This window comes from Ruegeria sp. HKCCA4812 (genome assembly GCF_013034245.1).
In the GTDB taxonomy this organism is placed as follows: domain Bacteria; phylum Pseudomonadota; class Alphaproteobacteria; order Rhodobacterales; family Rhodobacteraceae; genus Ruegeria.
Map to the genome: position 1 here is coordinate 581508 of NZ_WQFQ01000001.1, position 15384 is coordinate 596891.

Consider the following 15384-nt stretch of genomic DNA (forward strand, 5'->3'; position numbering starts at 1 on the left):
GTGTCAGATGCATCCATCCCGCAGTCCCGATCAGGAGTCCACCCCAGATGCCCGTCGTCAACCGAATTGCCGATTTCTCTGCCGATATGACCAGATGGCGCCAATATCTGCATACGATACCCGAGTTGGAGTTCGAGTGCTTTCAGACTGCCGCATTTGTGGCCGAGCGTCTGCGTGAATTCGGGGTTGATGAATTGCATGAAGGGATCGCAAAAACCGGGATGGTCGCGATCATCAACGGGCAGGGCGACGGCCCGACCATTGGCCTGCGTGCCGATATGGATGCATTGCCGATTACCGAAGAAACAGGCGTCGAATATGCATCGAAGAATCCCGGAAAGATGCATGCCTGCGGGCATGACGGGCACACCACAATGCTGCTGGGCGCGGCGCGGTATCTGGCCGAGACGCGAAATTTCAGCGGCCGCGTGGCCCTGATCTTTCAACCGGCCGAGGAAGAAGGCGGCGGCGCGGGCGTGATGGTCGAGGAAGGCATCATGGAGCGGTTCGATATCTCTGAGGTCTATGGCATCCACAACGATCCGGGAAATCCGGAAGGTACGTTCCATACAACGCCGGGGCCGATCATGGCGGCGGTCGATACGTTCGATATTCATATCCAAGGCGTCGGCGGCCATGGCGCCATGCCGCATCAGACCCGCGACCCGGTCATGGCGGCCTGCGGCATTGCGCAAGCAATCCAGACCATCGTCAGCCGCAACCACTATGCGGTGGAAGACCTGGTTGTTTCGGTCACTCAGATCCATGCCGGAACGGTGAACAACGTGATCCCGGACACCGCCTATCTGAACGGCACGGTTCGCACATTCGATCCTTCGGTGCAGAAAATGGTGATGGAGCGGATGGAGCAGATCGTTCAGGGGCAGGCCGCGTCTTACGGTGTCGAGGCACGGCTGGAATATCAGGTTGGATATCCGGCGACGATCAACGATGCCGAAAAGGCAGCCTTTGCCGCGGCCGTCGCGCGCGAAGTGTCGGGGCCTGAGCGGGTGATCGACACAATGGGGCGCGACATGGGGGCCGAGGATTTTTCGTACATGTTGCAGTCGCGGCCGGGGGCCTATCTGTTCCTGGGGCAGGGTGAGGGTGCCGGGCTGCATCATCCGAAATACAACTTCAATGATGATATCGCGCCGGTGGGGGCATCGTTCTTCGCTCGGATCGTGGAAAAGGCGCAGCCGTTGGGCTGATGGGGGAGCGAAATGGCACTGGAAGACGCAAAAAACCAGGTGGATGAGGCATTCACCAATCCGGACCTCAAAGGACTGTCCTATGAAAACACCTTTGGCGGGGCGACCTCGTTTCTGCGCCGGCTGTATACCAAGAACCTGACCGGTGCCGACATCGCCGTGACCGGCGTGCCGTTTGATCAGGCGGTGACCAACCGCCCGGGCACCCGTCTTGGCCCGCGTGCGATCCGCGAGGCCAGTGCGCTGCAATCTCCCGATGCGCCTTATGGCTGGCCCTTCGATGCGCTGAGCGAGCTGGCGATCATCGACTACGGCGACATGGCCTATGACTATGCCAATATCCCTGCCTTTCCAGACACGCTGACCGACCATATCCGCACCATTCTGGCGGCGGATGTGGCCTCGGTTACGCTGGGGGGCGATCACTATATCAGCTTTCCGATCCTCAAGGCCTATGCCGAGAAATACGGGCCGATGTCGCTGTTGCAGTTCGATGCCCATACCGACACCTGGGCCGACGACGACATGAGCCGGGTGGACCACGGCACCATGTTCTACAAGGCGGTGAAGTCGGGGATCGTGGATCCGAAACGCTCCGTCCAGGTGGGGATCCGCACCACCAACGAGGACACGCTGGGCGTCAACATCATCGACGCGCGCGAGGTCTACGAATCCGGCCCCGCTGCCGTGGCACAGAAGATCAAGGGCATTCTGGGCGACAGCCCGGTCTATCTGAGCTTTGACATCGACGGTCTGGACCCGGCCTTTGCACCGGGTACGGGGACACCGGTTTGGGGTGGTTTGAGTTCCATTCAGGCGCAGATCATCCTGCGCGACATCGCCGGGATCAACATCAAGGGCGGCGACGTAGTCGAGGTGTCTCCGCCGTTCGATACATCCGGCGCCACGGCGATTGCGGGGGCGCATGTGGCGACGCAGATCGTCTGCCTGTTGGGGTGGAACAAGCTGGCAAAAACATAACCGTTTGGACGCGCATTAACCATTGGTTAGCCATACTGCCGGTATGTGCTGGGTAAAGAAAGTTGAAGGGATGGGGATACAACGCGCATGACTGAATTCAATCAACCGGTCAGCGGCAATGATCTGGCGCGGTTCTCGGGGCCGAATACGTTTATGCGCCTGCCCCAGGCAGCCTCGCTGGCGGGGCTGGATGTGGCGGTTCTGGGAATTCCGATGGATATCGGCACCTCGTGGCGATCGGGCACCCGGTTCGGACCCAAACAGATCCGCAGCGAAAGCGCGATGATAAGGCCCTACAACATGGCCACCTCGGCGGCTCCGTTCGACAGCTTGCAAATCGCTGACATCGGGGATCTGGCGATCAACACCTTTTCGCTTGCGGACAGCCTGAGGATCATCAGGGAAAGCTATGATGCGATCCTGGAAAAGAACGTGACCCCGGTGGCGATGGGGGGAGATCATTCGATCACCCTGCCGATCCTGCGGGCCATTGCGGCAAAGTATGGGCCGGTGGCTCTGGTGCATGTGGATGCCCATGCGGATGTGAATGACGAAATGTTCGGCGAGAAAGAGACCCACGGAACCGTCTTCCGCCGCGCCTATGAAGAGGGGCTGATTGTCCCCGACAAGACCTTTCAGATCGGCATTCGCGGATCGGGCTATGCGGCTTCGGATTTCACCGAAGCCAGGGATTGGGGCTTCCGCCAGTTCCCGGCCTGGGAGTTGTGGCAGCAGAATCTGACGCAGATCGGCTCTCAGATCCGCAAGATCATCGGGGATCATCCGGTCTATGTCACGTATGACATCGACAGCCTGGACCCGGCCTTTGCACCGGGCACGGGTACGCCAGAGATTGCCGGGCTGACCACGCCGCAGGCGCTGCAACTGATCCACGCGTTGCAGGGCGTGAATATGGTGGGGTGTGACCTGGTCGAGGTTTCACCTCCGTATGACCCGTCCGGCAACACGGCCCTGACGGCAGCCAACCTAATCTACGAGATGCTGTGCATCCTGCCGGGTGTGACGTCACGGTAAACCGGCCCGGAACGGCTTGCCCCGGCGCTTGATCCGCATAGGGCTTCTGCAAGAGGGTAAAGCGGGATGAAAAAGATGGTTCTGTGGGCAGTGATCGCGCTGGTGCTTGGGCTGGGCGCTTACATCCGGCTGGCCCCATCAGCTCTGGTGCAATGGCATATTGCACCGGTTGCAGAGGTTGATCAGGACTTGCCGGGTGGCGTTCTGCGCGTTGTTGCAACCGGCCCGGAAGGGTTGCAAAAGCTCGATCGGATCGCCCGCGCCACGCCGCGCACCTCGGTTTTGGCAGGTTCGGTCGATGAAGGCATGATCACCTATGTCACCCGCACGAAATGGATTGGTTTTCCCGACTATACCACTGTTCAGCAGGACGGCGACACGCTGCGCATCCATGGCCGTTTGCGGTTTGGGCGCAGGGATTTCGATGTGAACAAGGCACGGGTTGATGGGTGGTTGAAGCAGATGTAACTGTTCTACCGGCGCTCAGGACGCCTCATCCTGTTCAAAGTGATCAACTGGATCGCTTTGCAACCCGGACGATAAACACCCTTCCTGCACCTCGCGCCACATGGGCACGTTCAGGGACATCTGGCATTGTGCCGTGAACATGCGGCCGTCGACTTGTAGGCAGATCATCTCACCCAGTTCAATGCGGGACCCGGACGTGTCGGTGCAATAGCAATCGCGGGTCTTGCCGTCGGGGCCGATGTAATCGGCGAAAACCGGCGTGGACGTCAGCAAAAGGGCAAGCAAAATCCGTTTCATGACAGCAAGCTTAGCACGACGTGGCCCTTGACCAAAGCCCCCGGATGATAGACACCGCCGGGATGATCCCCGAAGAACGTCTTGAACAGATCACCCAGCGTTTCCAATACCTCGAAGCAGCCATGGCGGATGGCGCATCGGGCGGCGATATTGCGGCCTTGGCCAAGGAATATTCCGACCTCAAGCCCGTGGTCGATCAGATCATGGCCTGGCGCCAGCTGGTGGCAGACCTGGCTGAGGCCGAGGCGATGCTGGCCGACCCGGATATGAAGGAGTTGGCCGAAGAGGAAATTCCGGACCTACAATCGCGCATCCCCGAGGCGGAACACGCGCTGCAACTGGCGCTGTTGCCCAAGGATGCGGCGGATGCGCGCCCAGCGATGCTGGAAATTCGCCCCGGTACCGGCGGGGACGAGGCCGCTTTGTTCGCGGGCGATCTGTTACGTATGTATCAACGCTATGCCGAGGCCCACGGGTGGCAGTTCGAGATCATCGAAGAACAGGCTTCTGATTTGGGCGGGATCAAAGAGGTGGTGGCCCATATCAAGGGCGACAATGTCTTTGCCCGGCTGAAATACGAATCCGGTGTGCACCGTGTGCAGCGCGTGCCCGAAACCGAAAGCGGCGGGCGCATCCACACCTCGGCGGCGACGGTGGCGGTACTGCCCGAGGCCGAGGATGTCGACATCCAGATAGACGCCAATGACATCCGTATCGACACGATGCGCAGTTCCGGCGCGGGCGGGCAGCACGTGAACACCACCGACTCGGCGGTGCGGATCACACATATTCCGACGGGCTTGGTGGTAACAAGTTCCGAGAAGTCCCAGCATCGCAACCGCGAGATCGCCATGCAGGTGCTGAAGACGCGGCTTTATGACCTCGAGCGGCAGCGGATCGACAGCGAACGTTCCGCCGACCGGGCAAGCCAGGTGGGATCAGGGGATCGTTCGGAACGCATTCGCACCTATAATTTCCCACAGGGGCGGATGACGGATCACCGGATCAACCTGACGCTCTATAAACTGGATCAGGTGATGCAGGGGGATCTGGACGAAGTGATTGACGCTCTGACGGCGGATGATCAGGCCCGATTGCTGGCCGAGATGGCGCAATGATGGGGCTGCAAACAGCAGCGCAGGCCATGGTGGCCGCAACCGCGCGTCTGAGGGCCGCGGGCGTGGATGACCCGGCGCGCGATGCGCGCCTGTTGTTGGCCCATGCCGCACGGATAGAAGCCAGCCGGGTGACGCTGATTGCCCCGGAAGAGTTGCAGCCCGAGATCGCTGAACGCTATGACCAGCTGGTTTCTTTGCGTGCCATTCGGGTGCCGGTGTCTCATCTTCTGGGCGAACGCGAGTTCTATGGGCGCAGGTTTCGCGTCAGTTCCGATGTTCTGGATCCACGCCCCGAGACTGAAACCTTGATCGAGGCCGCGCTGAGCGAACCTTTCGACCATGTTTTGGACCTCGGGGTCGGGTCGGGCTGTATTCTGGTCACACTGCTTGCGGAGCGCTCCAGCGCTTCGGGCCTTGGGGTCGACCTGAGTGAAGCCGCCTGTCTTCAGGCCAGCGCCAATGCCGTGCTCCACAAGGTGCAAGGACGAGCCGAGATTGCGCAGTCAAACTGGTTTGAAGACATTGAAGGCCAGTTTGACCTGATTGTTTCCAACCCACCGTATATTTCCGTAACCGAAATGAAGGATCTTTCGCCCGAAGTGCGGGAGCACGAGCCGCGCATGGCGCTGACCGATGAAGGGGACGGGCTGGGCGCGTATCGGCAGATTGCGGCCTCGGCCCCGGATTACCTGCTGCCAGGCGGGCGAATACTTGTGGAAATTGGCCCGACACAGGCAAATCTGGTGTCTGCCTTGTTTGATGCGGCGGGTTTGGCGGATATTCGCGTAATCCCCGATCTGGACGGGCGTGACCGGGTTGTCGGCGCGAAGATGCCGGGTTGAAACTGTTGTCTGAAGCCAAAAAACGCTGCCCCGAGTAAAAAAGCGTGTGAAAATCCCAGATTCCTCTTGTCTGCACGGTCAGGACATGTTTACTCAGGATTAGTCGGCGAGGTTGACGCTGTTGCAGCGCACCCCTGACGCCAAGCCCAAAAAAGTCGACATCCCGTCACGGCAAACGCCTCTGAGCAGTGCAAAACACGGGTTGAGCGACAGCGCATTGATAAGGCTGACGTAAAGTAAAATGAGATCTTCCAAATCCCGCTCGCGGGCCAAGAACAACCGCAATCGTCCTTCCGGCGGTAACGTCGTGAACCGGGTTTTTGACAGCTCGGGCCCTGAAGGCAAGGTGCGTGGCACACCGCAGCAAATCATTGATAAGTACAATCAGCTGGCGCGTGACGCTCAGCTGTCAAACGACCGCGTTGCGGCGGAAAACTTCCAGCAGCACGCGGAACATTATCTGCGCATGCTGAGTGAGGCGCAGCGCGAGATTGAAGCGCGCCGCGAAGAGCAGGAGCGCCAGAACCGCGAACGTCAGGCCGAGCGTGACCGTGAGCGCGCCGAGCGCCAGGAACGTGAAGCGGCCCGGCAGGCCGATCCCGCCGAAGCGCCGCAGCCGGACGTAATGGATTTCGCGGCACCGGACGCTGCTCCGGAAAGCGGTCTGGTCGAGACACCGGAAAGCAAAGGGGCCGAAGCCCCGGCAGCTGAGAAGAAGGAAAAGCCTGCGCGCAAACCGCGGGCACGCAAACCCAAACCGGCGCCAGCGGCTGAAGATGCGCCCAAAACGGATGGCGACGCACCGGAAGCGGCTGAATAAGCCGTCATCAGAATTTGCAAAGCCCCGAGGTCTAGCCTCGGGGCTTTTTTGTGATCAGGGTTTCTGGATTTCGCGCGCCAGGGCACAGAACGCTTCAAGCGGAACCTGCTCGGCCCGTTCAGTGGGTTGGATACCTGCGGCCTGCAAGCGATCCTCGATATCCGGAGCGACGCCTTTAAGCGAGGCACGCAGCATTTTGCGGCGTTGATTGAAGGCAGAGGCCACCACACGCGACAGGGTCGCGGCGTCAGCAGGATAGCGCGGTTCTGGCAGGGCGGTCAGGTGGACCACCGCGCTGGAGACTTTGGGCGGAGGGGTGAAGGCGCCGGGGGGAAGGGACATGGCGATGCGCGCCTCGGCCCGCCATTGGGCAAGGATGGCGAGGCGGCCATACGCCTTGCTGCCGGGCTGGGCCACGATGCGTTCGGCCACTTCGCGTTGGAACATCAGCGTCAGGCTCTGCCAGAAGGGGGGCCATTCCGGGGGTGTCAGCCAGCGTACCAGCAGTTCGGTGCCGACGTTGTATGGAAGGTTGGCCGCGATGCGGATTGGCGGGGTCAGGTGTTCCAGCGTGTTGATCTCGAGCGCGTCACCATTGATGACCTCCAGCCTTCCGGGATAGGCGGCGGCGATATCGTTCAGGGCGGCGATGCAACGGGTGTCTTTTTCGACCGCCACGACCTTGCGTGCGCCTTCGGACAGGAGCCCTCGGGTGAGGCCACCAGGACCGGGGCCGATTTCCAGTACGTCGCAGTCTGCAAGATCGCCAGCCTGACGGGCGATTTTGGCGGTCAGGTTGAGGTCCAGCAGGAAGTTCTGACCCAGGGATTTGCGCGCCGAGAGTTGATGTGTGGCGATGACCTCGCGCAGAGGGGGGAGATTGTCGATAGCACTCATGATCCGATTACCGTGACGCAGGCCGCAGGGGCAGCGCCAGAAATTTTATGCCTCCGGCGGGGATATTTTCAGCCAGATGAAGGATCAAGAGCCTTGTGCCATGCGTTGGGCAAGCTTCAGAGCTTCGATCAGGCTGGTAGGATTGGCGATGCCTTTCCCGGCGATATCCAGTGCAGTGCCATGATCTGGCGACGTGCGGATGAAGGGCAGGCCAAGGGTGACGTTAACGCCCCGGTCGAAATCCAGTGTCTTGATCGGGATCAGGGCCTGATCATGATACATTGCGATCGCCGCGTCATAGCGGGCGCGGGCAGCGGCGTGGAACAGCGTATCCGCAGGGTGCGGGCCCGTCAGGCTCGCATCTTCCGGGTTCAGACGGGCCAGCATTGGGGCGATCCAGTCAAGCTCCTCGCTGCCCATTTTGCCGCCTTCGCCGGCATGGGGGTTCAGGCCGGCTATGGCGATACGGGGGTGCTGTATGCCAAACTGGTCGCGCAGGCCGCGCGCGGTGATTTCGATCGTCTCGCGCAGCAGGTCGGGCGTTAGCGCGGCGGGAACCTGCGCCAAGGGAATGTGGATTGTCGCCGGGACAACCCGCAACTGGTCGCTGGCCAGCATCATGACAACCCGGCGGGTGCCCGACAGCGCAGCCAGAAACTCGGTATGGCCGGGATAGGTAAACCCGGCCCCGTCGATCAGGGCCTTCTTGTGAATGGGCGCGGTGCAAAGAGCGGCCGCTGCCCCGGCTTTCACAAGATCGACGCCGGTTTCGATGGCATCGATCACCGATGGGGCATTGGCCGGGTCTGGCTGACCGGGCATGTTTGCAGCAGGGAAGTTCAGTTGCAGCACGGGCAAGGCCTGATCACTGACTGCAACAGCATCCGAAGGGGTTTGGATTTTCGCAATGGGCGTGCCAGCGGGCAGGTGGTTGGCGTCGCCGATAAAGAAAAACGGGCAGGTTTGGCGCAGCTCGGCCCATGCTTTGGCCGCGATTTCAGGGCCGATCCCGGCCGGTTCACCGCAGCTGAGCGCAATCGGGCGTGTCATTCCTGAACAATGGTGGCGTCAGCCCGCAGCTGCTCTACCAGGCTGGACGCAAAGGCCTGTAGCCGCTGCTGCGCCAGTGCATTCGCGACATCCGCCCGCGAGGTGTCTTCGCCCAGGTCGCGGACTCGGTTGCACAGCATCAAGAACACCAGCGTCTGCCCGTTGTTGCGGGTCAGATTTGTTGACACCTCGAAGCGATCCAGCTTGGCCAGTTCTACGGCGAAATCACGTGGTACTTCTGAAGGGCTGGCTTCGATGCGGTCCAGGACTTCGACGGGTTGATCCTTGGCGATTCCATACAAGTCATCGCAGGTGTCGATCTCCTCCCGCAGGGCGGCAGCCCGTGCCAGGGTCTCGGCGCTGCGACCACCCGGCAGGTAATAGGCAGCATAATCTAGCTTGGAAATACGCGGCGCGGCGGTTGCCACCTCGCGCAATCCGCGCAACTGAAACAGGGCGACGGCGTTTGGCAAACTGATGGGATCGGTGATCTCACCGTTCTGAAGCCCAAGAATAACCGGCTGCAAGGCAGGCGGCAGGTTGGAGATATTCAGCCAGTCCAGACGTCCGCCTTCGTTGCGGGTTGCGGCTCCGGAATATTGCGCCGCTGCGGCTGAAAACGCTTCGATAGTTTCAAGTCGCGAGATTTCTTCCGCCAGCAATTCGGTCTGTGCAACGGTTTGCGGGTTCACCGGGATGATGATCTCGGACAGCAAAACCTGAAGGCCGCCGCCACCGGTTTGTCCCAGCGCGCGATCAATCTCGTCTTCGGTCGGACGGGCCTGCGACAGATAGCGCGAGCTGACATAGTCGCGCCAGGCCAGCTGATCTGCAACATAATCACGGACAGTTTCCGGGTCGACGCCTGCCTCACCCAAAAGTTGCAGGAACTGTTCGGTGGACAATTGCCCGCGCGAGGCGAACTCGTCGATACCCAGTTGTACGGCTTCCGGCGCAGCTTCCACGCCTGCTTCACGCATGGCCTGCTTGCGCAACTTTTCTTCGATCAGGGCTTCTCTGACGTCAGCTTCATTGCCGCCGGGCAGGCCCAGAACATTCAGGAATTGCAGGCGTTGTTCCAGTTCGTACCAGGTGACGATATCCTGATTCACGCGGATCGCTGGCGAGAACAGGCTCTGGGCGCTGACCTGCGGCGCTGAAAAAGCGAGGAAAACGGCGGCCAGTGCCGGCGTGACCGGTTTGTGCCAACCGGAACGAAGAAACCTGGAGAAACCTGATATCAACTGCATTTTCTCTTGTATGTGTTACCACCGCCTTCAAGGGCGTATCCTGTCAGCGATAGGGTAAAGCCGAATTCTGTCGAAGGCTCAATAGTGGATGTTGAAGTAAAGCGTCTGCTTACGGACATGTTAACCTGAACACATTCATTCTGGTAGGTTACACCAAGCCCCAGCCGGATTGGCTCTGACTGGTTCAGATCATAGCGTGCCTCGGCATTCGTAAGCCAGTTCTGGTCGACTTGATAGCGGCCCAAAAGCCAGATTTCCGAGATTTCATCCGCAATGTTTTCCGCCGGATCCTCTTCCTGCCAGATATAGCTGCCAGACAGGCCGGCAAATTCGGATGCCCAGGCACCGCGCAATTCAGCTTTGACGAAACTGAAATCGCTGTCTATCAGACCGCGCCCGCCGAGTGACCAACCGTTGGCCGTGGTGATTTGCCCCGCCACCAGCAAGTCGGACGTGGTGCCCTGCAATCCGGATGTCAGGGTGAAATTCGGGTCGGCATCCGCCCGAAACACCTGACCCACCGTTACAAGCGCTTGCTGTCCGTCTGCACCATAGCGGGCCCAGTTCAGACCGATGACCCCGGTGGCACCGTCTTCGCGCTGATCTTCCGCAGGGAATCTGGACAGGGCCAGCAGGTTACCCTGATCGAATTCCTGAAACGTGCTTTCATCATCTGGCACATCAGTGTCCGAGACATGGGTCCATCCCAACTGCGCGATCGGTTCCAGAAGCTGAATCGCGCCGGTCTTTTCGCGACGGGTCATCGGATAGCGAAGCGTCAAAGCCGCGCGCGGGGTCGAGCGGGTCACATTGCTGGGAAAGTTGCTGTCATGGCGAATATTGAACGTATCCACCGATGCGCCCACCGTCGCGTCCGCGCGAAGGCCCGATGCAAATGTCCAGCTTCGCAACCATTCGGCATCAACAGTTGCCCTTGTTATGTCACGGCCAACGATATCGGCGTCGCTGGTGCGTTCATGTGCGTGGCCGATAAAAGCCAGCCGCACTTCGCCGCCAAGCGCGCCAGGGAAGAATCGCTTTTCATAGTTCAGGTCGAAGACTCGCGATGGGATTTCGTCCTGATTTTCACTTTCACGCAGAGTTTTGTAATGGATCAGGCTTGTTTTGAACGCGGTGTCGCGTTTGATCCGTTCCAGCGCTATCTCGCTGCGCAAACGATCCAGGCCCGGCAGCCCGTAGTCCGCCAGATAGGCGTCGTCCGAGGTGGTTTGCAGAGCGAATGTCAGCCGGAAATCGTTCTTCAGGTTGAACCAACCGCTGGCGAACAGATAACCGCGATCCTGATCGGGCTGGACATCATCACGGGTATAGGCCCCTTCAAGCTGAATGCGCCCGTTCACGAACGCCTGGCGATATCGATACCCCAGCGTCGTGGTCTTGCCCGACAGGTACGGCGTTAAGGTCAGATCCTTGTGGTCCCCCAGCTTGAAGAAATAGGGAACCTGAACCCCCGTTCCCAGTTGTGAGGTGCTGCGGATCGACGGCACCAGAAAGCCGGTTGCGCGATCCAAAGTGGGGTCCGGCAAGCGCAGATAGGGGAAATAGAATACCGGATAATCAAGCACCCGAAGCTGCGCGCCTTCAAAGTACAATTGCCGCTCCAACTGGTCGTGGGTGACCTTGCGGGCGCGGATCTGCCAAAGGGGTGGCTTACCGTTGGTGCAGACATGGCAGGAAGTGGCCGAGACCTTGCTGAATTGCGTATAGCGGCCCGCTGCCCGTTTCGCCTGAACCGAGGCAATCTGGATCTGCTGATCGAAAACCATCCGAGCACCGATCAGCAGACCGTTTTGGATACCGCTGTCCAGCTGTCCGGAATCGGCCAGAAGGGTCGACTGGCCCCCCTGATCAATGCGAATAGGTCCCTCGAGCGTCAGCTCACCCGTTTCCCGGTCATAGGTGACACGTTGGGCTGACAGCTTGGTATCGCCCTGAAAGGCTTCGACATTGCCTTCGGCCACCAGTTTTCTATCAGGTGTTATAAAGACCTTGTCGGCAACCAAAAGGGCGGGTTCGGCCTGTGACTGCGCAGCTTGCGGGTCAGGCTCGGCCGACGTGGTTTGCGCCGCCAGAACGGTCGGTGCCGACAACGCGATTGCGCTGGTCAGCAGCAGGGAAATCATGCTCCGCATCAGCCGTCCTCCGCGTGTAGAAGCAGGCCAAGGGACAACAAGATGGCGGCGAAGGGCGGCGCCCACGCCGCGATATAGACGGGCAATTGTCCGTTTTCCCCGAGGATTTGCGCAAAATTGCGGACGAAATAGATGGCAAAGCCAAGCAGTACGGCCGTCAAAACGGCTATTCCGGTACCGCCGAACCGAACGTGGCGCATGGTGAAAGCAGCCCCGATCAACACCATTGAGACCAGAAAGAAGGGCCGGGCCAGCTGCACTTGCAACCAGACTTCATATTGCTTGGTCGAAAACCCGGCTTCGCGCAGATCCTTGATCAGTTGCGGCAGGTCAAAAACCGACACTGAATCCTGTTGCCCCAGAGTGTCCAGAATCCGCTGCCGGGTCAGCGAGGTTGGCAACTCCAGCCGTTCATGCTCCACCGAACTGGTTTCAGGGTTCTGCCCGTTCTGCAAATTCCAGATCTTGGCCCGCGACAGGACCCAGTTTCCGTCTTCCAGCACCGCCCTGTCGGCGACGATCTGCTGGGTGGGTTTACCGTCGCGCGCGAAGGTGATGATGGTCACGCCGTCCAGGCCCAGCGTATCCCCGTTCGAGGTGCCCCGGGCATGGATGACGGCCTGTCCGTTTTCCGCCGATTGACGCAGCCAAAGGCCTTCGCTGCTGATCGAAAGCGCTGAACTGCCGTTGTTGCGATAGGAATCAGACAGGCGTTGGAATTCCTGGGATGTGGCCGCAGAGATGGGGTTCAGCAATGCCACCGCAAGCGCACCGATGATCAGGGCCAGCGCCGCTGGCGCGACCAGTGCGCGGATACCCGAGCGACCCGTGGCGCGGGTCACCACGAGTTCAGAGGTCCGCGCCAGCCCGACGAACAAGGCAATGGTGGACAGAATGACCAGCAGGGGCAGCATTTCACTAATGGCGGCCGGTGTGTTCAGAAGCGTCAGGTGCAACAATTGGCCGAAGGACAGGTCGACGTCGTCAAATCGGCGGATCTGTTCGATCAGATCGATGAGAATCATCAAGGTCAGAAAAATACCGCCGATGACCAGAAAGCTTTGTAGAAAGCGGCGGGCGAAATAGCGGTCGAGGATCACAAGACTGCCCCCGCCAAGCCTTTTGCGCCGGAAAACGGGCCGAAATCGCGCATGCATGTCTTCCTGCGCGACGGCGTATGCCTGCCCTCTCGTGTCACGTCGTTCTCCCCCGAGCCTGCCGGTTATTTTTTCGGGACCTTACTGCAATTGAAACGCGGGGAAAACTGCTATCTGGTCAAGTCGGGCGGCGCGGGCTAGGTCTTGGGGAACAGAATTCGAGGAGTTTGCAATGAGCAGTCTGATACCGGTCCGCTTTCAGGAGTTTGACTTGGATGCGATGGCGCAGGCCGAAGGGCGGGTGGCCATCATCATTCCGTCGGACGGAAAAATGAACCCTGCGGCGCGCCGGGCCAATCGCCTGACGAAAGGCGCTGTGGCGAGGCTTGTCGAAAGTGAGAAATTCGGAAAGTCCAAGACCGGCGATGTCATCTCGATGGCCTGGCCGGCTGGGATGGCGGCCGAAGCGCTGGACGTCGTGGTGCTGCCGCGCCGCCCGGAAGCCGACGAGGCCCGCAAGGCTGGTGCCGCGTTGGCCAAATCCGCAGGTGGCAAGGACATGCTGGTGATGGTCGGCAATCAGGCGCATACCGAAAATCTGGCCCTTGGCATGGTGCTGCGCAGTTATGATTTCAACGCGCACAAAACCAAGGACAGCGAAGGCAGCGGTTCAATTACGATCGGACATTCAAAACCCAAGGAAGCCGAAGCAGAGTTTGCACCGCTATACGCGATTGCCGACGGCGTGCGGATGACGCGTGATCTGACCAACGAACCCGCAAATGTTCTGACGACCACGGAATTTGCCGATCGTCTTGTCGAGATGCAGGAGCTGGGCCTGGAAGTCGAAGTTCTGGAAGAGGACAAGCTGACTGAACTGGGCATGCGCACTTTGCTGAGCGTCGGGCAGGGCTCTGCCAGCCCGTCCAAAGTCGTTGTGATGCACTGGAATGGCGGCGACAAGGACGATGCGCCCTTGGCTTTGGTGGGCAAGGGGGTGGTTTTCGACACAGGTGGCATTTCGCTGAAACCGGCCGGTGGCATGGAAGACATGACCATGGACATGGGCGGTGCCGGTGTTGTCGCGGGCACGATGCGCGCGTTGGCCAAGCGCAAGGCCAAGGCCAATGTGGTGGGCCTTGTCGGGCTTGTCGAGAACATGCCTTCGGGCAATGCCACCCGTCCGGGCGATGTGGTCAAGTCGATGAAGGGCGACACGGTCGAGATCATCAACACCGATGCCGAAGGTCGTTTGGTTCTGTGCGACGTGATGTGGTACGCGCAGGAACGGTTCAAACCGGTGGGCATGATCGATCTGGCCACCCTGACCGGGGCGATCATCATCGGGCTGGGTCATGAGAATGCAGGTGTGTTTTCCAACAATGACACATTCTGTGACGCCTTCCTGAAATCGGCCCGGGCCGAGGATGAAGGCGCGTGGCGGATGCCGTTGGGCGATGCCTATGACAAGCTGCTCAAATCGCGCATCGCCGACATGAAGAACGTCGGTGGCCGTCCGGCGGGCTCGATCACGGCGGCGCAGTTTCTGCAACGTTTCGTGAAAGAGGATACACCCTGGATTCATCTGGATATCGCGGGTGTGGCTTCGGTGTCGTCCGAGACATCCTATGCGCCCAAAGGTGCCACGGGCTGGGGTGTGCGCGCGCTGAGCCGGTTCGTGCAGGACAATTTCGAGTAAGCGAATGGGTGCTGTCTATTTCTACCATCTGACCCGCCAGCCGCTGGAGCACACCTTGCCTGTGCTGCTGGACAAGGCGCGGCAGGCCGGGTGGAAGATTGCCGTGCGGGGCACCGATCCCGCACGGATGGACTGGCTGGATGAAAAGCTGTGGCTGGGCCCCGAGGACGGGTTCCTGCCGCATGGTCGCGAAGGCGGCCCGCATGATGCCGAGCAGCCGATCCTTCTGACCACCAGCGCCGAGTCCCCTAACGGCGCGGTGTGTGTCATGGCGGTGGACGGCGCGCCGGTCGAACCCGAAGAGGTGTCGGCCCTGGAGCGGGTTTGCATTCTGTTCGACGGCAATGATGACATGGCCGTGCAGCACGCGCGGGGGCAGTGGAAGACGCTGACCGGCGCCGGATGCGCCGCGCAATACTGGTCGGAGGAATCCGGGCGGTGGGAAAAGAAGGCCGAAGCCTGACGG

The 15384-nt window shown here is 60.2% G+C and carries 16 protein-coding genes; 10 read left to right on the forward strand and 6 right to left on the reverse strand.

Annotated features, from left to right (window positions below; genetic code table 11):
* The first annotated feature begins 47 nt into the window (after positions 1–47).
* From GOW04_RS02940 to GOW04_RS02955, 4 genes are all read left to right on the forward strand, one after another.
* Positions 48–1211, forward strand: a complete 1164-nt coding sequence (locus tag GOW04_RS02940) for a M20 aminoacylase family protein (RefSeq protein WP_171231501.1) — start codon at positions 48–50, stop codon at positions 1209–1211.
* Between the two features lie 12 nt (positions 1212–1223).
* Positions 1224–2192 carry an agmatinase gene (gene speB / locus GOW04_RS02945; RefSeq protein WP_171231502.1) on the forward strand — a complete coding sequence of 323 codons (969 nt, stop codon included), beginning with the start codon at positions 1224–1226 and terminating at the stop codon, positions 2190–2192.
* Positions 2193–2279: 87 nt separating this feature from the next.
* Positions 2280–3227, forward strand: coding sequence for an agmatinase (speB, locus tag GOW04_RS02950; RefSeq protein WP_171231503.1), 948 nt, complete (start codon positions 2280–2282; stop codon positions 3225–3227).
* Positions 3228–3293: 66 nt separating this feature from the next.
* Positions 3294–3695, forward strand: coding sequence for a DUF1499 domain-containing protein (locus GOW04_RS02955; RefSeq protein ID WP_171231504.1), 402 nt, complete (start codon positions 3294–3296; stop codon positions 3693–3695).
* Positions 3696–3710: 15 nt separating this feature from the next.
* Here the strand turns inward: GOW04_RS02955 and GOW04_RS02960 are convergent, their stop codons facing one another.
* Positions 3711–3992, reverse strand: coding sequence for a hypothetical protein (locus GOW04_RS02960; protein ID WP_152458207.1), 282 nt, complete (start codon positions 3990–3992; stop codon positions 3711–3713).
* A gap of 62 nt (positions 3993–4054) precedes the next feature.
* On the opposite strand from GOW04_RS02960, the gene prfA reads away from it, so the two are divergent.
* The 3 genes from prfA to GOW04_RS02975 all read left to right on the forward strand — a co-directional run bounded on the left by prfA (position 4055) and on the right by GOW04_RS02975 (position 6772).
* On the forward strand, positions 4055–5110 hold the full coding sequence (gene prfA, locus GOW04_RS02965; protein WP_171232029.1) for a peptide chain release factor 1: 1056 nt from the start codon (positions 4055–4057) through the stop codon (positions 5108–5110).
* Positions 5107–5952, forward strand: a complete 846-nt coding sequence (prmC, locus tag GOW04_RS02970) for a peptide chain release factor N(5)-glutamine methyltransferase (RefSeq protein ID WP_171231505.1) — start codon at positions 5107–5109, stop codon at positions 5950–5952. Before prfA ends, prmC begins: the two co-directional genes overlap by 4 nt.
* Before the next feature lie 241 nt (positions 5953–6193).
* Positions 6194–6772, forward strand: coding sequence for a DUF4167 domain-containing protein (locus GOW04_RS02975; protein ID WP_152458205.1), 579 nt, complete (start codon positions 6194–6196; stop codon positions 6770–6772).
* Between the two features lie 54 nt (positions 6773–6826).
* On the opposite strand, the gene rsmA is transcribed toward GOW04_RS02975, so the two are convergent.
* The 5 genes from rsmA to lptG all read right to left on the reverse strand — a co-directional run bounded on the left by rsmA (position 6827) and on the right by lptG (position 13222).
* The gene (gene rsmA, locus GOW04_RS02980; protein WP_171231506.1) at positions 6827–7669 is read right to left on the reverse strand and encodes a 16S rRNA (adenine(1518)-N(6)/adenine(1519)-N(6))-dimethyltransferase RsmA; all 843 of its coding nucleotides are present in this window, start codon (positions 7667–7669) and stop codon (positions 6827–6829) included.
* Between the two features lie 84 nt (positions 7670–7753).
* Positions 7754–8719 carry a 4-hydroxythreonine-4-phosphate dehydrogenase PdxA gene (gene pdxA, locus GOW04_RS02985; protein WP_171115566.1) on the reverse strand — a complete coding sequence of 322 codons (966 nt, stop codon included), beginning with the start codon at positions 8717–8719 and terminating at the stop codon, positions 7754–7756.
* Positions 8716–9969 carry a peptidylprolyl isomerase gene (locus GOW04_RS02990; protein ID WP_152458202.1) on the reverse strand — a complete coding sequence of 418 codons (1254 nt, stop codon included), beginning with the start codon at positions 9967–9969 and terminating at the stop codon, positions 8716–8718. Before GOW04_RS02990 ends, pdxA begins: the two co-directional genes overlap by 4 nt.
* Positions 9960–12122 (reverse strand): LPS-assembly protein LptD, encoded by a 2163-nt coding sequence (locus GOW04_RS02995; protein WP_171231507.1) that lies wholly within the window; start codon positions 12120–12122, stop codon positions 9960–9962. Before GOW04_RS02995 ends, GOW04_RS02990 begins: the two co-directional genes overlap by 10 nt.
* Positions 12122–13222, reverse strand: a complete 1101-nt coding sequence (lptG, locus tag GOW04_RS03000; RefSeq protein WP_171232030.1) for an LPS export ABC transporter permease LptG — start codon at positions 13220–13222, stop codon at positions 12122–12124. The genes GOW04_RS02995 and lptG overlap by 1 nt, the downstream gene beginning before the upstream one ends.
* 51 nt (positions 13223–13273) lie before the next feature.
* Between lptG and GOW04_RS03005 the strand changes: the two genes are divergently transcribed.
* The 3 genes from GOW04_RS03005 to GOW04_RS03015 are packed head-to-tail and all read left to right on the forward strand — an operon-like array spanning position 13274 to position 15381.
* Entirely contained in the window at positions 13274–13420 is a 147-nt protein-coding gene (locus GOW04_RS03005) for a hypothetical protein (RefSeq protein ID WP_171231508.1), read from the forward strand.
* Between the two features lie 31 nt (positions 13421–13451).
* On the forward strand, positions 13452–14918 hold the full coding sequence (locus GOW04_RS03010) for a leucyl aminopeptidase (RefSeq protein ID WP_171231509.1): 1467 nt from the start codon (positions 13452–13454) through the stop codon (positions 14916–14918).
* 4 nt (positions 14919–14922) lie between these two features.
* Positions 14923–15381 carry a DNA polymerase III subunit chi gene (locus GOW04_RS03015; protein WP_171231510.1) on the forward strand — a complete coding sequence of 153 codons (459 nt, stop codon included), beginning with the start codon at positions 14923–14925 and terminating at the stop codon, positions 15379–15381.
* Positions 15382–15384: the final 3 nt, after the last annotated feature.